The sequence below is a fragment of the Streptomyces sp. TP-A0356 genome (genome assembly GCF_001417775.1).
Classification (GTDB): Bacteria; Actinomycetota; Actinomycetes; order Streptomycetales; family Streptomycetaceae; genus Streptomyces.
The window spans coordinates 106,085-123,879 of record NZ_BBZJ01000013.1; the positions used below are offsets into that span (position 1 = coordinate 106,085).

General features: G+C 72.5%; 19 protein-coding genes and 1 pseudogene. 9 read left to right on the top strand and 11 right to left on the bottom strand.

Features of this window, described 5'->3' with window-relative positions; translation table 11 throughout:
- Nucleotides 1-19 precede the first annotated feature (19 nt).
- Nucleotides 20-1,093: an exo-alpha-sialidase gene (locus ASC56_RS03790; protein WP_055489747.1), complete on the bottom strand. Its 1,074-nt coding sequence runs from the start codon at nucleotides 1,091-1,093 to the stop codon at nucleotides 20-22.
- 135 nt (nucleotides 1,094-1,228) lie between these two features.
- On the opposite strand from ASC56_RS03790, the gene ASC56_RS03795 reads away from it, so the two are divergent.
- Complete coding sequence (locus tag ASC56_RS03795) at nucleotides 1,229-1,831, top strand: hypothetical protein (RefSeq protein ID WP_055489748.1); 603 nt, start codon at nucleotides 1,229-1,231, stop codon at nucleotides 1,829-1,831.
- Nucleotides 1,832-2,283: 452 nt separating this feature from the next.
- Here the strand turns inward: ASC56_RS03795 and ASC56_RS03800 are convergent, their stop codons facing one another.
- The gene (locus ASC56_RS03800; RefSeq protein ID WP_055489749.1) at nucleotides 2,284-2,514 is read right to left on the bottom strand and encodes a hypothetical protein; all 231 of its coding nucleotides are present in this window, start codon (nucleotides 2,512-2,514) and stop codon (nucleotides 2,284-2,286) included.
- Between the two features lie 61 nt (nucleotides 2,515-2,575).
- Between ASC56_RS03800 and map the strand changes: the two genes are divergently transcribed.
- On the top strand, nucleotides 2,576-3,433 hold the full coding sequence (map, locus tag ASC56_RS03805) for a type I methionyl aminopeptidase (protein ID WP_055489750.1): 858 nt from the start codon (nucleotides 2,576-2,578) through the stop codon (nucleotides 3,431-3,433).
- 155 nt (nucleotides 3,434-3,588) lie between these two features.
- Nucleotides 3,589-4,257, top strand: coding sequence for a heme oxygenase (biliverdin-producing) (locus ASC56_RS03810; RefSeq protein ID WP_055489751.1), 669 nt, complete (start codon nucleotides 3,589-3,591; stop codon nucleotides 4,255-4,257).
- A gap of 46 nt (nucleotides 4,258-4,303) precedes the next feature.
- On the opposite strand, the gene ASC56_RS03815 is transcribed toward ASC56_RS03810, so the two are convergent.
- Nucleotides 4,304-4,948 (bottom strand): PhzF family phenazine biosynthesis protein, encoded by a 645-nt coding sequence (locus ASC56_RS03815; protein WP_055489752.1) that lies wholly within the window; start codon nucleotides 4,946-4,948, stop codon nucleotides 4,304-4,306.
- A 78-nt stretch (nucleotides 4,949-5,026) separates the two neighbouring features.
- Between ASC56_RS03815 and ASC56_RS41625 the strand changes: the two are divergent.
- Nucleotides 5,027-5,212, top strand: a pseudogene (locus ASC56_RS41625) (iron transporter); the annotation flags it as partial.
- Nucleotides 5,169-6,170 (top strand): hypothetical protein, encoded by a 1,002-nt coding sequence (locus tag ASC56_RS03820; RefSeq protein ID WP_055489753.1) that lies wholly within the window; start codon nucleotides 5,169-5,171, stop codon nucleotides 6,168-6,170. The pseudogene ASC56_RS41625 and the gene ASC56_RS03820, both read left to right, overlap by 44 nt.
- Before the next feature lie 21 nt (nucleotides 6,171-6,191).
- Here the strand turns inward: ASC56_RS03820 and ASC56_RS03825 are convergent, their stop codons facing one another.
- The 4 genes from ASC56_RS03825 to ASC56_RS03840 form a co-directional block, all read right to left on the bottom strand.
- Complete coding sequence (locus tag ASC56_RS03825; RefSeq protein WP_055489754.1) at nucleotides 6,192-6,923, bottom strand: bifunctional DNA primase/polymerase; 732 nt, start codon at nucleotides 6,921-6,923, stop codon at nucleotides 6,192-6,194.
- A 379-nt stretch (nucleotides 6,924-7,302) separates the two neighbouring features.
- The gene (locus ASC56_RS03830) at nucleotides 7,303-8,313 is read right to left on the bottom strand and encodes a small ribosomal subunit Rsm22 family protein (protein WP_055489755.1); all 1,011 of its coding nucleotides are present in this window, start codon (nucleotides 8,311-8,313) and stop codon (nucleotides 7,303-7,305) included.
- 59 nt (nucleotides 8,314-8,372) lie between these two features.
- Entirely contained in the window at nucleotides 8,373-9,560 is a 1,188-nt protein-coding gene (locus tag ASC56_RS03835) for a serine hydrolase (protein ID WP_055490148.1), read from the bottom strand.
- Nucleotides 9,521-11,023 (bottom strand): multidrug effflux MFS transporter, encoded by a 1,503-nt coding sequence (locus ASC56_RS03840; RefSeq protein ID WP_055489756.1) that lies wholly within the window; start codon nucleotides 11,021-11,023, stop codon nucleotides 9,521-9,523. The genes ASC56_RS03835 and ASC56_RS03840 overlap by 40 nt, the downstream gene beginning before the upstream one ends.
- 81 nt (nucleotides 11,024-11,104) lie before the next feature.
- On the opposite strand from ASC56_RS03840, the gene ASC56_RS03845 reads away from it, so the two are divergent.
- Nucleotides 11,105-12,136 carry a Gfo/Idh/MocA family protein gene (locus tag ASC56_RS03845; RefSeq protein WP_055489757.1) on the top strand — a complete coding sequence of 344 codons (1,032 nt, stop codon included), beginning with the start codon at nucleotides 11,105-11,107 and terminating at the stop codon, nucleotides 12,134-12,136.
- A 62-nt stretch (nucleotides 12,137-12,198) separates the two neighbouring features.
- Nucleotides 12,199-12,957, top strand: a complete 759-nt coding sequence (locus ASC56_RS03850; RefSeq protein WP_055489758.1) for an SDR family oxidoreductase — start codon at nucleotides 12,199-12,201, stop codon at nucleotides 12,955-12,957.
- A 382-nt stretch (nucleotides 12,958-13,339) separates the two neighbouring features.
- Here the strand turns inward: ASC56_RS03850 and ASC56_RS03855 are convergent, their stop codons facing one another.
- Nucleotides 13,340-13,666 carry a hypothetical protein gene (locus ASC56_RS03855; RefSeq protein ID WP_055489759.1) on the bottom strand — a complete coding sequence of 109 codons (327 nt, stop codon included), beginning with the start codon at nucleotides 13,664-13,666 and terminating at the stop codon, nucleotides 13,340-13,342.
- A 131-nt stretch (nucleotides 13,667-13,797) separates the two neighbouring features.
- Here ASC56_RS03855 and ASC56_RS03860 point away from each other — a divergent pair, with 131 nt between their 5' ends.
- Both ASC56_RS03860 and ASC56_RS03865 read left to right on the top strand, forming a co-directional pair.
- A complete protein-coding gene (locus ASC56_RS03860; protein ID WP_055490149.1) occupies nucleotides 13,798-14,346 on the top strand; it encodes a DoxX family protein in 549 nt (182 codons plus the stop codon).
- Nucleotides 14,347-14,463: 117 nt separating this feature from the next.
- Nucleotides 14,464-14,799, top strand: a complete 336-nt coding sequence (locus ASC56_RS03865) for a MazG-like family protein (protein WP_055489760.1) — start codon at nucleotides 14,464-14,466, stop codon at nucleotides 14,797-14,799.
- A 202-nt stretch (nucleotides 14,800-15,001) separates the two neighbouring features.
- Here the strand turns inward: ASC56_RS03865 and ASC56_RS03870 are convergent, their stop codons facing one another.
- From ASC56_RS03870 to ASC56_RS03880, 3 genes are read right to left on the bottom strand one after another with little or no spacing between them, the layout of a single operon-like run.
- The gene (locus ASC56_RS03870; protein WP_055489761.1) at nucleotides 15,002-15,850 is read right to left on the bottom strand and encodes an NAD(P)H-binding protein; all 849 of its coding nucleotides are present in this window, start codon (nucleotides 15,848-15,850) and stop codon (nucleotides 15,002-15,004) included.
- Nucleotides 15,851-15,878: 28 nt separating this feature from the next.
- On the bottom strand, nucleotides 15,879-16,655 hold the full coding sequence (locus ASC56_RS03875) for an SDR family NAD(P)-dependent oxidoreductase (RefSeq protein WP_234376839.1): 777 nt from the start codon (nucleotides 16,653-16,655) through the stop codon (nucleotides 15,879-15,881).
- Nucleotides 16,655-17,623, bottom strand: coding sequence for a ScbA/BarX family gamma-butyrolactone biosynthesis protein (locus tag ASC56_RS03880; RefSeq protein WP_055489762.1), 969 nt, complete (start codon nucleotides 17,621-17,623; stop codon nucleotides 16,655-16,657). The genes ASC56_RS03875 and ASC56_RS03880 overlap by 1 nt, the downstream gene beginning before the upstream one ends.
- Nucleotides 17,624-17,795: the final 172 nt, after the last annotated feature.

Here is a 17,795-nt window from a genome sequence, read left to right on the forward strand (position 1 = left end):
CGCGGGTGCCGGGCGCCGCTCAGGCCAGGGCAGCCACGGGGATCCGCCGGAAGGTGATCGTCTCGTAGGCGTTGCGGTCGCCCGTCTCGTAGAGCAGGCCGACGGTGGCGGCGTCGACACGGACGAGGTCGGAGTAGGCCGCGGGCAGGTCGTCGACGGTGTGCGCGGGCCGCCAGGTGGCACCGGCGTCGGTGGAGACGCGCACGCTCATCCGGATCCGGGCGGCGGGGTCGGCGGGGCCGGAGAACAGGAGCAGGTCGGGGTCGCGGAGCTGGAGGACGCTCGCCTGGCAGATGGGCGCGAGGAGACCGGCCTGCGGGCGGAACGGCTCCACCAGGGTGCGGCCACCGTCCCCGGAGTGGGCGTCGGCGCGGTTGCCGGGCGCCGGGGAGTCGTTGCGCGTGTTGAAGTAGACGCGTCCGTCGGGGAGTTCGGTGGCCGTCGTCTCGTTGACGTTGATGTATCCGTCGGTGTTCTCGTCGAGGTAGCCGAGGTACCAGCTCTCGCCGCGGTCGTCGCTGAGCAGGCAGTGGCCGGCGTTGTACCTGCCCTCCGTGCCGGCGTCGGTGCCTTCGGGCGGGAGGGAGTGGTTGGCGGGGACGACGACACGTCCCGTGGTGAGCTGGACGGCGTGGCCCGGTGTGGTCGCGTACCACCGCCAGTCCTCCCTCTTCACCCGCCGGGTGATCTCGCGCGGGCCGGACCAGCTCAGCCCGTCGTCGTCGCTGTGCTGCACCCAGACGCGGCGCCCGTCGGCGGGCTTGACCCGGCCGCGCCGGATGGCGTCCTCGCTCGCGCGGGCCGCCGCGCGGACGTGGACGAGGAGGATGCGGCCGGTGTCGAGGACGACGGGCGCGGGGTTGCCGGCGAGGTGGCCGCCGTTGCGGGCGACGGCCCGGAGGGGCCCCCAGGTGTGGCCGCCGTCCGTGGACCGCTTCAGCACGATGTCGATGTTCCCGTGGTCGGCGGCGGAGGTCACCCGTCCCTCGCAGAAGGCGAGCAGGGTGCCGACGCCGGTGGCGACGACGGCGGGGATCCGGTAACTGGCGTAGCCCTCGCGGCCCGCGCGGAAGGGAACGGTGACTTCGGTCATGAAGGCTCCTCGGACGGGCCGGCTGTGATGCGTGATGCGGCTCCTGTGACCACTGGTCCGGCTCTTTGCCCGGGTTGGACGAATTCGCGGTGAACTCGGGGTCACGAGTGGCCGATTGCGGCAGGATGCCCTCGTATGGACGCCGTACGGGTCGCGTTGCTGCGCGAAGTGCTTGCCGGGACGGAGTGGCTGGGCGCCACACGACGGTTCGCGGGGACGCTGCGGGGGTCCGTGGTGTCGCACGGGGGCGGGCTGCTCCTTGTGGGCACGCAGGAGTACGAGCCGTGGCATCTGGCGGCGCATCTGGTCGACGAGGCGGCCTGGTCGGGAACGCCGGAGCTGTCCCCGACGCTGGTGCGGCACGGGGCGCGGGCGGCGGATCCGGCGCATCTGGCGGTGGGGCTCGGACGGCTGTCGGCGGCGCGGCGCGGGGAGACGCTGCTGGTGGTGTCGCCCGCCGCGCCGGGGGCCGGGCTGCTGGAGCGGGTCCATGACGCGCGGCGGTCCGGGGCGACGGTGCTGGCACTGGATGCCGGGGACCGCGACCTGGCGGCCATGGCGCACGAGTCGCTGACGGTCCCCGAGGAGACGGACCTCGACCTGGACACGGTGCAGCACCTGGTGAGCGCGGCGGCCGGCGAGAACGCGCTGCCGACCCCCCGGGGGCGCCGGCGCTTCTGGGACCGGCTGTCACGCCTCGCCGACCAGCTGACGTCACCGCCGCCGGCGCGGTGGTAGGCCCGGCGGGAACCGGGTGCCCGGGGCACCGGGTCGGCCGAGCACGGCCCGTTGGCGCCGCGCCCCGGGCTCGTTCCCTGGGCTCGTTCCCTGGGCTCGTGCCCTGGGCTCGTGCCTGGGCTCGTGCCCTGGGCTCGTGCCCTGGGCTCGTGCCTGGGCTCGCGTCGGCCGCCAACGCACGAGGCCGCGAAGCGGTCGCCGGGGCACGGGGTCGCGGTCGCCTGGCGGCGTGCTGGGCAGGTCCGTTTCGGTGGCATGCCGTGTGACGAGGCGTCCGCATGTCGGTCCGGTCGGGCCAGACCACCGGCCGTGCGCAGCGGGCCGCGGGTCGCCACGCCCGGCCGGACGAGCACGCGATACGGCTCAGGGCACTGCGGGAGGGAACGGGCTGAGGGGCGGGGTGATCGTCGCCGCGCCGCGCCGCCGGAACGGCCCGCCCCGCGATCCCCCGCTCAGTCGTCCTCCGGCTGCCCCTCGGGGGCGTCGTGCCAGCGGGGGTCCGTCTCCCACTCCAGGTTCCGCTCGCGTGCGATCTCCATCGCGCGCTGCGCCTCCTCACGGGACGCGTACGGCCCGAAGCGGTCCTTTCCCGGGCACTCGGGCCCTTCCTCGACCTTGTGGTGGTCCAGGCAGTAGTACCACTCGCCCGGTTTCCCGACCGTCCGCCTCTTGAACAGCGCCATCGCAGGAGCTCCTTTCACCAGGGCCCATGTTCCCGTACACCCGCTGGATAGACTCGTCGGCATGTCTGGCCAGTCGCTGCTCGTACCAGGAGAGCTCTCTCCCACCCGTTCCGTACCCGGAAACATCCGCCGCCCCGAGTACGTCGGCAAACCCGCGCCGACCCCGTACTCCGGACCCGAGGTGCAGAACCCCGAGACGATCGAGGCGATGCGCGTCGCCGGGCGGATCGCGGCGCGGGCGATGGCGGAGGCCGCGAAGATCATCGCGCCGGGTGTCACGACGGACGAGCTGGACCGGGTCGCGCACGAGTACATGTGCGACCACGGCGCCTATCCGTCGACCCTGGGCTACCGCGGCTTCCCCAAGTCGCTGTGCACCTCGGTCAACGAGGTCATCTGCCACGGCATCCCGGACTCCACGGTCCTGCGGGACGGCGACATCATCAACCTGGACGTGACGGCGTACATCGGCGGAGTCCACGGCGACAACAACGCGACGTACCTCGTCGGGGACGTGGACGACGAGTCCCGGCTGCTCGTCGAGCGCACCCGTGAGGCCCTCGACCGCGCGATCAGGGCCGTCAGGGCCGGCCGCCAGATCAACGTCATCGGTCGGGTCATCGAGTCGTACGCGAAGCGGTTCGGGTACGGCGTCGTGCGCGACTTCACCGGGCACGGGATCAACTCGTCGTTCCACTCCGGGCTGATCGTCCCGCACTACGACAGCCCGCACGCGACCACCGTGATGCGGCCGGGCATGACCTTCACCATCGAGCCCATGCTCACGCTCGGCACATACGAGTACGACATGTGGGACGACGGCTGGACCGTGGTGACCAAGGACCGCAAGCGGACCGCCCAGTTCGAGCACACGCTGGTCGTGACCGACACCGGCGCGGAGATCCTGACCCTGCCGTAGCGCCTGGCACGACCGCGCGCACGTAGCGCCTGGCACGACCGCGCGCACCACGGCAAGCCCGCCCTGTCCCCGGGGCGGGCTTTTCCATGGGCCGATCCCGTGATCCGGGGTAGAATTTTACCGACAGGGTGTCGGCAACCGCCCCGGGAGGCCGCATGAACACGCCGGACACGACCAGCACGGCGCTCTCGGCGCTCATCCGCACCGCGTCACAGGAGCAGCACCGGGAGGCGAACACCTCGACGTTCATCACGGACCTGCTCGGCGGCAGACTGGGCGTCGAGGCGTACACGCGCTACACCGAGCAGCTGTGGTTCCTGTACGAGGCCCTGGAGTCCGGCGCCGAGCGGCTGGCCGCCGACCCGGTGGCCGGGCCCTTCGTACGGCCGGAGCTGTTCCGGCTGGGCGCGCTGGAGCGGGACCTCGCGCACCTGCGGGAGCCCGGCCGGCGGGCGGACCTGACGGCGCTGCCCGCGACACGGAGGTACGCGGCCCGGGTCCGGGAGTGCGCCGAGCGGTGGCCCGCCGGGTACGTCGCCCACCACTACACGCGTTACCTGGGCGACCTGTCCGGCGGCCAGATCATCCGCGACAGGGCCGAGAAGACGTGGGGCTTCGCCCGGAAGGGCGACGGAGTGCGGTTCTATGTGTTCGAAGGGGTCGCCAACCCGGCGGCGTTCAAGAGGAGTTACCGGGAACTGCTGGACGCGATGCCCGTGGACGACCTGGAGAAGCAGCGCGTCGTGGCGGAGTGCAAGATGGCGTACCTGCTCAACATCGAGGTCTTCCGGGCCCTGGGCGAGGAGTTCCCGCTGAGCGCCTAGCCCAGGGCCCTCGGCGTCGCACGGAGATCCGCCGGAAGCGCCCTGCCTACCGCTCCAGGAACACCCGTCCCCCCACCTCCACCCACCCCTCCGGCTGCGGTGCCGTGAGGATCTGTGAGCCCGCGCCCTGGGTGATGTTCAGCGCGCGGCCCAGCCGGGCCGTGAGCAGCAGCGCCGCCGCGCCCGTCGCCTCGTCCTCGTCGATGCCGTCGCCCCGGCCGGGGAAGCCCCGCGCGCGGACGCGGCCCGCCGCCTCGTCCTCCCACGCCCAGGCATAGATCCACTCTCCCGGCGGCGGCACCTCCAGGGCATCGACCTCGGCGGCCGTCGTGCACTGCCGCAGCGTGCGCGGCGGCGCCCACTCGGGGCGGGCCTCGATCCAGCTGAACTCGCCGTCCAGGCGCGCGCCCACCACCCCGGCCGGTGTGATGAGTTCGGGCACGTCGAGCAGCCAGGCCGTGCCCACGCAGGGGTGCCCGGCGAACGGCAGTCGCAGGGTGGGCGTGTAGATGTCGATGACACCGCGCTCGGGGTCGTCGACGAACACCGTCTCGCTGAAGCCGAGCTTCGCGGCGAACGCCTGCCGGTCGTCCGGCTCCGGGATCGCCGAGCCGTCGCGGACGACGCCGAGTTCGTTGCCGTATCCGCCGCTGGGTCCGCAGAAGACGCGGAGCACGTCGTAGTCAGTCACCGGGGAATTGAAACATCGAGGCCTCCGCCGGCGCCTGCCCGGCGGGCGCGCCGCTCCAGGAGGCCGGCTGGGTCCCGGGTCCTCAAGGGCGTGTTCAACTTCCAGCCCGTCCCGACGGTCCTTCAGATCACGGTGTGGGCTCTGTACCTGGTCCCCGCACTCGCGCAGTTCCTCGTCCCGGTAGGGTTCGCCTCCGGGAAGGGGAAGGTGAAGGTCACTGATGAGCAGGGATCGCGGGGATCGCAGCCCTCGAACGCGGCGTGACGTGGGCCGGTTCGCCCTGGCAACGGCGGCGGCGACCGTTCTGTCCATGACGGCGAGCGGCTGCGTCGTGGTGCACGGCGAACGGGAGATCGTGCCGACGGCGACTCGGGCCGAGGCCGCCCGCGCGCTGAAGGACTTCACCGCCGCCTACAACAAGGCGGACAAGGCGTACGACCGCTCCCTGGACGCGGACCGGGTCACCGGCGCGCTCGCCGACATCGACGGCGGCAAGCTGGAGGCGGGCCACAAGAACAACCCGGGTGGCAACCCCAGTCATGTCCCGCTGACGCTGACGAACGCGAAGTTCACCATCCCCGAGAAGGCGGGCTGGCCGCGCTGGTTCCTCGCCGACACCCGCGCCAACAAGGGCAGCGCGGACGCCCATTGGCTCCTCCTGTTCACCCGCTCCGACCCGGGCAGGGTGTGGGCGGTGTCGTATCTGACGATCCTCGCGGCCGGCGACGTCCCCACGTTCAAGAAGGACGAGAACGGCTGGGCGGAGCCCGTCACCGCGGACGACGCCGCGCTCGCCGTGCCGCCGCGCGGCCTCGGTCCGGCCTACGTCACGTATCTGAAGAGCGGCGGGGACACCTTCGCGCCCGGGCCGCACACCTCCCAGTGGCGGAACGCCCGCCTGAAGAACGCGAGCAGGCCGGGCCTTGCGCGGCAGTACATCGACGAGCCGCTGACGGGCGGCGGCTACGCTCCGGTGGGGCTGCGCACCGCCGACGGCGGCGCGCTGGTGTTCTTCGCCACGCACCGCTACGAGCGGCAGACGGTCGCGAAGGGCGTGAACATCGACGTCACCGACCCGAACATCAAGGCCCTGCTGACCGGCGAGGTCAAGCAGTCCCTGACGCTGGAGTTCGTCTCCAACCAGGCGGTGCTGGACCCGGCGAAGGGCCAGGTGAAGTTCCTGAGCCGGGTGGAGGGGCTGACCGGGGCGAAGGGGGACTAGGGCCCTGGGCGGCCGTCGGGGTCAGCGCCGGTGGGGCCAGCCTGCGAGTTCGGGCTCGTCCCCGACGTACCGGGCGCACGCGTCGGTCAGCGACTCCAGCAGGCTGAGCGGATCCGGCAGCGGGTGTTCCGGGCCCCGTACCCAGGCGACGGCCAGGTCACCCGGCAGCTGCGCGGGCGGGACCAGCACGTAGGAGCCCCGGCAGTGCCAGCGCAGCCCGGGATGCTCGTCCATCGTCTCCGGGTGGCAGTCCAGCTCGCAGGGCCACCACTCGTCCTCGTCCTCGGGCGTACCGCGCGTCAGCGTGAAGAACAGCATGCGGCCGTCCCCGGTCATGGCGACCGGGCCCACCTCGACACCGGAGGCGAGCAGCCGCCGCAGGGCCTCCTCACCGGCGTCGCGCGGGACGTCCAGCACGTCGTGCACCATCCCGGTCGCGGTGATGAAGTTCGCCTGCGGCTGGTTGCGGGACCAGCGCTCGATCTGCGCCGGGTCCGTGGTGGACTGCGTCTGCCAGGCGAAGGAGACCGGATGACGGGCGGGCGTGGGACAGCCCACGCGGTCGCAGGAGCAGCGGTAGCCGACGGGATGCGCGGCGGGCGCGAGCGGCAGCCCGGCGGCGGCGGCAGCCAGCAGCATCGCCTCACGGCCGCCGTCGCCGGCGTCATCCTTGAGACGGGCGGGACGACGTCCGCGCAGCCACTGGGAGATCCTGCCCTGCCCGCGCGCGCGGCGGCCGAACTCTGCGCTCATCTATCCCCTCGCCTCGCTGCTGTGGTGCCGGACAGCATGCCCTATGGTCCCACCATCCTGCGCCTCGGGTGGCCGGAGCCCGCATCCGGGGTGGCCGGGGCGATGCCGACCGGGGATCAACATCAGGAGTCATTACAGGATTTCATACGGTATGTCCGACCGGAAGGGTCAGCGGCGCGTCAGCCCCCGGAAGGGCGTGGTCGACGAGGATGTCCGTGTGCGGACGGGCCGGCGGGCCGGTGCGCCGCGGCCGGCGCCGGGTGAGCGGGGTGAGCGGTGGCAGGAGGAGGTTCGAGCAGGTGGGCGAGGAGCGCCGCGCCGAGCCGCGGGTTGACGAGGCCCCCGGTGACCAGGGCGCGGGGCGCCGGCCGGAGCCGGCTCAGGCGCGCGTCTGGTCCTGGTCCGTGTCGGGCGGCGGCCAGGCGTCGCCCCAGTGCGCGTCGCGGGCGGCCCGGTAGAGCGGCCCGTGCCGTTTGGTCACCGTGTCGCGGTGCAGGGACTCGTCCGGGCCGCACAGGTCGAGGAGCACCTGGCCCTTGCGGATCTGCGGTTTGCGCACGACCCGGGAGGCGGCGGGCGCGACCGGGAAGCGCGCCGCGGCCACATAGCTGAACTTCTCGTCCTCGTACGCCAGCGACCCGCCCTTGACCTGCCGGTGCAGCGAGGAACGGCTGACCCGGGCGGAGAAGTGGCACCAGTCCTCACCGGGGACGATGGGGCAGGCGGCGCTGTGCGGGCAGGGGGCCGCGATGCGGAAGCCGGCGCCGATCAGGCGGTCGCGGGCCTCGATGACGCGGGCGTAGCCGTCCGGGGTGCCCGGTTCGACGATCACGACGGCCTGGGCGGCGGCGGCCGCTGCGTCCACGACGGCGGCGCGGCCGGCCTCGGTCAGTTCGCCGAGGACGTACGAGACGGTGACGAGATCCGTGCTCTCGATGGTGAGCGCCGATCCGATACGGGAGCGGTGCCACTCGGCGGCCTTCAGCGCCGGGTTGGCGGCGGCGATCTCCCGGCCCAGCGCGAGTGCGGGTTCGGCCCAGTCGAGCACGGTCACCGGGCGTGGGCCCTCCCAGGTGGCGCTGACGGCCCAGGTCGCCGCGCCGGTCCCGCCGCCGACGTCCACATGGCTCGCCGGGGTCCAGCCGGGCACCGCATCCGCGAACGCGTCCAGCGCCGCACACAGCGCCTCGAACGTCGCCGGCATCCGGTACGCGGCGTAGGCCACCACGTCGGAGCGGTCCCGCAGCACCGGGGCGTCGGTCGGGGTCCGCCCCCGGTAGTTGGCGATCAGCCGGTCCACGGCCTGGGCGGCCTGCCTGGGGGGCAGCCCGTCGAGCAGCCCGGAGAGGGCGGCACGGAGGGTGTCGGCTGGGGAGACGGGGGCGTTCACGTGGCGATTCTAGGCGGCGGCCGGCCGGCGTGAGCAGCGCTCACCAACGAGACCACCATTCACGGGGAGGGCGCGCGCGCAGCCCTTCCCCGTACCGCCCGTGCCAGTCGGTCGGCCGCTCTCACTCTCGGGCGGTTGTCCGGGGCGCGGCGGCGGGGGTGGACCGTGTTCGCCAGGAGGATCAGGAACGTGTCCGTCGCCGGGTCCAGGACCAGCGACGTGCCCGTGAAGCCCGTGTGGCCCGCCGCTCCCCGCCCCGACAGCCCGCCCATGAACCACGGCTGGTCGACGGCGAAGCCCAGCCCGGGCGGGGCGAGCATCAGTTCGACGAAGTCAGGGCCCAGGATGCGCGCGGGCCCGTACGAGCCCCCGGCCAGCAGCGCCCGGCAGAAGACCGCGAGGTCCCGCGCCGTGGAGAAGAGGCCCGCGTGACCGGCCACCCCACCGAGCGCCCACGCGTTCTCGTCGTGGACCACACCCCGCAGCATCCCCCGGTCCGCCTTGGCCCAGGGCCGCCGCTGGTCCTCCGTCGCCGCCGCGCCCGGGTTCGGTCCGAACCCCGTCGCCGCCATCCCGAGCGGCCGGCTGATCCCGTCGCGGACGAGCACGTCCAGCGACCGTCCGGTGATGCGTTCCAGGACGTACTGCAGGAGCAGCATGTTCAGGTCCGAGTAGCAGTACGTGCCGGGCGCCTCCGCCGGAGCCTCCGCCCGCAGCAGCGCCAGCCGTGCCTCGTCCGACGCGCAGTCGTACAGCGCGAGTTCGGGCCGCAGTCCGGAGGTGTGGGTGAGCAACTGCCGTACGGTGATGCCGCCTTCCGCCGCCGCGTGGAAGTCCGGCAGATAGGCCCCCACGCGCGCGTCGATGCCGAGCGTGCCGCGCTCCAGTTGCTGCACCGCGGCGACCGCCGTGAACAGCTTGGTGAGCGAGGCCAGGTCGAAGGGCGTGTCCACGGTCATCGGCACCCGCGCCGCGGGCGGCAGTTCCACCCCTCGGTCCGCCTCCGCGTCGTACGCCGCGTACCGTACCGCCCAGCCCGCCGCCGCCTCGACGGCGATCACCGGGCCGCGCCCGGCGACCACCACGGCACCGGCCGCCCAGGGGCGCTCTCCGCTGACGGCCTCGCGGATCTCGCGTACGAGAAGACGCAGTTCCTCCGGATCGAGCCCGGCCTTCTCCGGGGTGTCGATGCGCAGTCTCGGCGCGCTCAGCTCTCCTCCCCCAAGTTCTCGGGCGCACTGGAGCAGGGGGGACCCCCGCCCCGCACGCCCGCGCGTCTGTTCCAGGGACGGCACAGTGCCATGAAGCAGGCCACGGCGACCAGTGCGGCCGCCATTTGGACGACCGCCATCGGGACGGCGGTGTGCTCACCGGCTATCCCGACGAGCGGCGAGGCGACGGCGCCGATGAGGAAGGAGCAGGTGCCGAGCAGCGCGGACGCGGACCCGGCGTGGTGGCGGGTGCGCATCAGGGCCAGCGCCTGGGTGTTGGGCAGCGTGATGCCCATCGCCGACATGAGGACGAACAGGGCGGCGGCGACGGGCGCGAGACCCACCTCGCCGAGGACGCCCGTGCACATCAGCAGCAGCGCGCCGGCGGCGAGCGTGACGACCGTGAGGCCGACCGCCAGCACGGTGTCGAGGCTGACGCGGCCCACCAGGACCTTGCCGTTGAACTGCCCGGCGGCCACCAGGCCCACCGAGTTGAGGCCGAACAGCAGGCTGAAGGTCTGCGGGGAGGCGCCGTAGACCTCCTGGACGACGTAGGGAGACGCGGCGATGTACGCGAACAGTGCCGCGAAGGCGAAGCCGCCCGCGATCGTGTACCCGGTGAAGACGCGGTCGGCCAGCAGCGTCCGCATGGAGCGCAGGGCAGCGCCCACTCCTCCGCCGTGGCGCTCGGCCAGCGGAAGCGTCTCCGGCAGCTTCACCCACACGAGCGCCGTGAGCGCGATACCGACGGCCGTGAGGACGACGAAGACGCCCCGCCAGTCGGTGACGCGCAGGATCTGGCCGCCGATCAGTGGCGCGACGACCGGCGCCACTCCCGAGATGAGCATGAGGGTGGAGAAGAACCGGGCCATGGCCATGCCGTCGTGAAGATCGCGGACGACGGCGCGTGCGATCACGATCCCGGCCGCGCCCGCGAGTCCCTGCACCAGCCGGAAGGCGACGAGCGACTCCACAGAGGGTGCGAAGGCGCACAGCGCGGTGGCTACGACATAGCCGACGAGGCCCACGAGCAGCGGGCGCCGGCGTCCCCACCTGTCGCTCATCGGGCCGACCAGCAGTTGGCCGAGAGCCATGCCCGCGAGACAGCCGGTGAGGGTGAGCTGCACCGTCGCGGCGGGCGCGTGCAGGGACGCGGTGACCTCCGGCAGGGACGGGAGGTACATGTCCATGGCCAGCGGGGGCGTGGCGGTGAGGCCGCCGAGGATGAAGGTGACGAGAAGACCGGTACGGCGGGCGGCGGCGCCCTGTGCGAGGGGTGCGGCTGCCCCGAGCGTCCCCGGTGTCGAGGGCGTCCCCGGTGTCGAGGGCGTCCCCGGTGTCGAGGGCGTCCCCGGTTTCGAGGGCGTCCCGGAGGTCGAGAGCGTCCCGGATGTCGAGCGCGTCCCAGGTGTCGAGCGCGTCCCAGGTATTCCGGGTGTTTCGGGTATGAGGTCCTCCGGTTCCTTCTGGTCCTGCGTGGTGCGGCCACGCTCGGGCATGTGCCCCTCCCTGCTCGTTCGGTCCGCCGCCTATGCTCTCAGCTCGTACTGGTGACCGGGTCGGGGTACCGAGGGGCGGACATGGTGGGGACGGCTGACGGACGGGTGCGGTGGGGGATCCTGGCGACCGGGGGGATCGCCGCGGCGTTCGCGGCCGATCTCGTCGACCTGCCGGACGCCGAAATCGTGGCGGTGGCCTCGCGGAGCGAGGAGTCGGCGCGGGCGTTCGCGGAACGGTTCGGGATACCGCGGGCGTACGGGGAGTGGGACGCCCTCGCCGGGGACGAGGACGTCGACGTGGTCTACGTCGCCACTCCGCACTCGGCGCACCGGGCCGCGGCCGGGCTGTGCCTGGCGGCCGGGCGGAACGTGCTGTGCGAGAAGGCGTTCACGCTGAACGCGCGGGAGGCCGGGGAACTGGTCGCGCTGGCGCGGGAGCGCGGCCTCTTCCTGATGGAGGCCATGTGGATGTACTGCCATCCGCTGGTCAGACGGCTGAAGGCGCTGGTGGACGACGGCGCGATCGGCGAGGTGCGCAGTGTGCAGGCCGACTTCGGGCTCGCCGGCCCCTTCCCGCCCTCGCACCGGTTGCGCAATCCGGCGCTGGGCGGCGGGGCACTGCTGGACCTGGGCGTGTATCCGGTGTCGTTCGCGCAGTTGCTGCTCGGGGAACCGTTGGATCTCGTGGCGAAGGCGGTGCTCTCGGGCGAGGGCGTCGATCTCCAGACCGGAGCGCTGCTCTCCTGGGAGAGCGGGGCCCTGGCGTCGGTGCACTGCTCCATCCACGGCGGCACCCCCGTCCGCGCCTCCGTCACCGGCTCCCGGGGCCGCATCGACGTCCCGGACGGCTTCTTCTTCCCGGACCACTTCGTGCTGCACCGCGACGGCCGCGATCCCGAGGAGTACCGCGCCGACCCCGCCGACGGTCCGCGCACCAGCCTCAGACACGAGGCCAACGAGGTCATGCGCGCCCTCAGGGCCGGCGAGACCGAGTCCCCGCTCGTCCCGCTCGACGGCACCCTGGCGGTGATGCGCACACTCGACGCGATACGGGAGCGTATCGGGGTCCGCTACCCCGGAGAGGCCGTGGAACCGGACCTCGCGACCGTCTGAGACAACCGTATGGCGGACACCGTATTCCGCATGACGGATCACCCCCCTTACGCTGCGGGTCCATGACTGACAGGCACTCAAAGACCGCCATGGTGACCGGCGCGGGCTCCGGGATCGGCCGCGCGGTCGCGGTGGAGCTGCTGCGCGCGGGCTGGTCCGTGGCGCTCGCGGGGCGGCGCACCGGGACGCTGGAGGAGACCGCCGCGCTCGCACCCGAGGGCACCGCACTGGCCGTACGCACCGACGTCTCACGACCGGATGACGTGGAAGACCTGTTCGATGCCGTACACGAGCGGTTCGGGCGGCTCGACCTCCTGTTCAACAACGCCGGTACGTTCGGCTCCGGCGGGGTTCCGGTCGAGAACCTCCCCTACGACGCCTGGCGGCATGTGGTGGACACCAACCTCAACGGAGCGTTCCTGTGCGCGCAGGCGGCGTACCGGCAGATGAAGGAACAGGATCCGCAGGGCGGCCGGATCATCAACAACGGCTCGATCTCGGCGCACACGCCCCGCCCGCACTCGGTGGCGTACACGGCGACCAAGCACGCGCTGACCGGCCTGACCAAGTCGCTGTCCCTGGACGGGCGTCCGTACCGCATCGCGGTCGGGCAGATCGACATCGGCAACGCGGCGACCGACATGACCGCGCGCATGCAGAACGGGGTCCTGCAGGCGAATGGCGAACTGGCGGTCGAACCCGTGATGGATGTGGCCGATGTGGCGCGCACCGTACGGCACATGGCAGAGCTGCCGCTGGAGGCGAACGTGCAGTTCGTGACGGTGCTGGCGACGACGATGCCCTACGTGGGCCGCGGCTGACGGGTCCGATGCGTCGTCCACACCTCAACTTCTACAAGCGGAATGTGACCGTCCGAACCATTCCGGCTCATGGCGGGCTTATGCTCAACACGCCTCCACCGGAGCTTCACAGTTCGAGCACGAGATATCCGCAGACCATACCCGGGGGAGGCGGCAGCCGTTCCGCGGTCCGGCAGGGGGTGGGCCTCGCGTGGGACCGCGGGGTGCGCATCGGATCGCGGAGCGGCTGCCCACATGTCAGCGCCGGTGACGGCCCTCCTCCGCCGCTTGGCAGAGGCACGGTCATGACGGGGTTGCAACCGTGCCGCAAAAGGCGTCGAAGACGGCTGCAGAGAGCGCATGACGCGGACCCGCCCGTGTAGCGATCCCGCCCGCCGGGCCCTCAGGCCTGGCCGGTCTCGAAGCGGGAGATCCTGCCGTCGTCGTCGACGGTGAACGTCCACCGGGTGCGCATCTCCCCCCAGGTGTCGTTGCGGTACCGGGCGACGAGGGAGCGGCCGCCGTTGGACTCGTTGTCGACGTCCATGTGGCCGTTCGAGGAGAAGATCTCCCGGTCGATCCAGTCGGCGAGGTCACGGTCGGAGCCGTCGTCCGACATGGTCGCGCCCGGGGCGAGGAGCGTCATGAAGCCCTCGCGGTCATGGGTGTTCACGGCGGTGACGAAGGCCCGGACGGCCGGGTCCCGGAGCTTGGCTGTCTGAATCGTCATGCCTGTCAGAGTCACACCGGCCCCGGGGACCCGCCACCCGAACGGCGCCGTGAACAGGCCGGACGGGTGCGGACGATGGGACGGTGGGAACGCGGAGGGAACCGTTCCCGCCGTGTGCCCCGGGAGTGACCGTGACCTGTTGCATCGACCGACGCGACGTGGGACTGCTGCTGCTCCGCCTCGGCACCGGCGGGGTGCTGGCCGCGCACGGTGCGCAGAAGCTGTTCGGCTGGTTCGGCGGGGGCGGGATCGAGGGGACCGGGCGGTTCATGGAGACCGTGGGCTACCGGCCGGGGAAGGCGAGCGCGATGGCGGCCGGGCTCGCGGAGGCGGGCGGCGGCACGCTGCTGGTGCTGGGCCTCGCCACACCGGCGGCGGGCGCCGCGACGGTCGGCGTGATGGCGGGGGCGGCGGCGGTGCACCTGCCGAACGGGTTCTTCGCCCAGAGCGGCGGCTACGAGTACGCGGCGATCCTCGGCCTCACGGCGGCGGGCCTGGCGATCACGGGTCCCGGCCGGCTCTCCCTGGACGCGCTGTTCGGCCACGCCGTGAACCGTGGCTGGATGGTCCCGGTGGCGTTCGCGGCGACGGGGGTGGTCACCGCCCTGGTGGTGGGGGCGCGGAACCAGCATGTGCGGAGGATGACGGTGGGGCAGCAGGAGGCGCTCTTCGAGGAGTAGGGCGCTTGTGACGGATCTCCGTGGCGTCACGACGCCCGGCACGCGCCCGCAGCCTTCGGCCGGGAGGTGCCCCCGCTCGCCGCACCGCGCGAAAGCCCGCATGGCAGGCTGTGGTGTATGAGTGAGCAGGGCACGTCCGCGGACGTCTGGGATTCCATCACCCGCCTGCACGCGTGGCTCGACGCGAACCGGACGCACGAGGGTGCGGACGGTCTGCTGCTGCGTGTGCTGAAGCTGTCGGAGGAGGTCGGCGAGGTCGCACAGGCGGTGATCGGCACGATGGGCCAGAACCCGCGCAAGGGCACGACGCACGGCTGGGAGGACGTCCAGGCGGAGCTGTGCGACGTGGCGATCACGGCTCTGGTGGCCCTGCGCACCCTGACCCCGGACGCCCGCGAGGTGTTCGCGGCCCACCTGGAGGGCGTCACGACACGCTCGCTAGGGCCCTTCTGACGGATTTCCGCGGCGTCGAGACGCCCGGCACGCGCCCCCAGCCTTCGGCCGGGAGGTGCCCCCGGCTCGTCGCACCGCGCGAAAGCCCAAGGAGCGCCGCTGCGAGGACTTCCGGGCGTCCCGGCACGGGCCTTCGCCGGGTCGGCCCGAAGATCCAGGAGCGGCGCCACCGGTTGCGAGGCCGGTGGTGCCGCCCTGGTTCTCAGCGGAAGGCGCCCGCGTGCCGGTCGGCCCAGGCGGCGTAGTCGCTCGCCGTCCGGCCCAGGATCCGTTCCACGGTGTCCTCCACCTGGCACTTGGCTCCGCTCAGCTGGCGCTCGGCGCTCTCCAGCAGAGCCTGTGCCACCGGTGCCCCGAATCTCCGGTGCAGTGACCGGCTCGTCTCCTCCCGCGAGCGCTCGACGAAGAGCAGCGGACGTCCGACGGCACGGGCGAGGATCCGCGTCTGCTCCCGGGCCGTCAGTGCCTCGGGCCCCGTCAGGGCGTAGGCCTGTCCGGCATGGCCGGGCTCCGTGAGCGCCCGGGCCGCGACCGCTGCCACGTCCGCCGGATCGACACTCGCCGACGGAGCGTCACCCGGCCAGTGCCGTACCGTGCCCGTGGCCTTGACGTCGGGGGCCCAGGACAGCGTGTTGGTCATGAACGCGCGGGGCCGCAACAGGGTCCAGTCCAGGCCGGATGCACGGACGCAGTCCTCGGCGGTCCGCTGCCAGCGGGTCACCAGGTCCTGCGCCTGGCCGTCGGTCACGGCCAGCGCGGAGAGTTTGACCAGGTGGCGTACGTCCGCTCGCCGCGCGGCCCGCACCATGTGCACGTCCTGCTCGGGGCGGGTGGGATCGCCGGTCACGACCAGCACCGCCCGGACCCCGGTCATGGCCCGGGACAGTGAGGCCTCGTCGTCGAAGTCGCCGACGGCGACCTCCGCGGTGGTGCCGGGCTCCGGCAGCCGGGACGCGTCGCGGACCAGCAGCCGCACCCGGTGCCCTTCCCGGAGCAGGATCCGCGTGGTGCGCCGGCCCACCGTGCCGGTCGCTCCGGTGATCAGGATCATCGCGCCTCCCGTGTGGGCTCTGCGCCGCTCACAGCGCGGTCACCCCTCCGTCGACCGGCACCGTCGCGCCGGTGATGAACGACGAGCCGTCACCGAGGAGCCAGGCCGCGGCCCTCGCCACCTCGTACGGCTCCGCGATACGACGCACCATGGATTCGGCGGCCAGTCGGTCCTCCAGGCCTTCGTACCGGTCGAGCGCCGTCTGCAGCAACTCGGTGCGCGTGGCGCCTATGGCGAGCGCGTTGACCCGGACGCCCCGGTCACCGTACTGGTCCGCGGCCGCCTTGGTCAGTCCGATCACGGCGTGCTTGGCGGCGATGTACGGCGCGCCGGGCAGATGGTGGCTGACCAGACCGGCCGTACTGGAGGAGTTGACGACCGCGCCCCCGCCCGCGCTGCTGATCATCGCCGGGATCTGCTCGCGCAGGCAGTTCCACACCCCCCGCACATTGACGTCGAAGACACGGTCGTACTCGGCGTCGTCCGTCAGGTGCAGCGGAGTGCGGGGGCTTCCCGAACCGGCGTTGTTGAACGCCCCGTCGAGCCGTCCGCAGGCGTCCACCGCCGCGTCGACCACCCGTCGCACATCCCGCGCGGAGGTGACGTCACCGGCGACGGCGAGGGCCGTCCCGTCCGCGGCGGTGATCTCGTGCGCCAGTTCGTCGAGCAGTCCCTCCCGGCGTGCCATGAGCACCACCGATGCCCCCTCGGCGCTGAACACGCGGGCGGCCGTGGCTCCGATGCCGCTGGAGGCGCCCGTGATCATGACGACCTTGCCCGCGAGCACTCCGTCACGATCCGCCATCAGTGCCTCCCTAGGACGACGGACGCGTGGCGGCGGCGTACCGGTGCGCGGTGCTCGGCCGCGGTCGGGCAGGGGCGCCGCACCGGTACGCCGGGCAGCGGGCGCAAGGAGATCAGACCGCGGGCGACTTCCTGTTCGCGCTGCCGCACGTGCACGGGAACGTCGAGGAGGCCCCCGGAACGCTCGCGCACCGCACCGGTGGTGATGAAGCAGGGCGCGTCATGCTCCACGTAGTGCGCGAACTCCGCCTCGATCCGCGGGTTCTGCGCCCCGCGCAGACCGCTGGCGAACCGCGCCGCCTGGCGCATGCCCTCGATGACCGCCATGCCCGGAACGTGGTCCAGCGGGTGGTCGTAGAGGACCGGGTGGTCACGGTCGGCACGCAGCAGGAACGTGCCGGGCAGGCCGCCGGCGGCGAGCACGACGTCCCGGCCGCGCACGCGTCCCACCGCATACGCGTCCAGGGCGGCGGGCAGAGCGGACAGCGCCGGGTCCTGGGAGGAGCGCGCCCGGCCGCGCAGCCGCTCGTAGACCGCCGGGGAGATGCATCGGTAGGCGAACGTCCCCGATCCGACCTGCCGGTCGTCCCGGTGGAGCAGCATGGTGCCCTTGATGCCCAGCACGGTGCGCCCCCGCCGGAGCACGTCGCGGCACTCCACGTCGACGGTCAGCCTGGTCCCGGAATCCGTCGGGGTCAGCTCTCCCCAGTCGACCGCATGGCTGAGTTCGTTCATCACGAAGCTGTGGTCCTGGGGGATGCCGTAACCGACGTGCCCCACGAGTATTCCGGCCTGCCGCATCGTCTCGCAGACGAGTTGCGGGTCAGACCCTCCGTCGGCGGACGGGCCACAGAAGCGGTGACCACCCGGCCAGCGCGCCGGGACGCGGAAGCGGCCTCCCCCTCGTCGTTCGACACCCGTGACGAGCACCTGTCCCTCGTCCCGCCGGTGCACGAGGCCGCTCAGCACGGCCGTAGCTCTCCCTGCCGATAAGAACACTCCATCAGCCTTCCGTCGCACGCTCCCCGCCCTGCGCGGGAAAGCTGGACCCAATAAAAACCGCACGAATGGTTTTGTCAATGGATTAGCAAATCAGATATAAGACGCATAAGCCGCGCCGGGGTCCTGGATTGATGGCCAA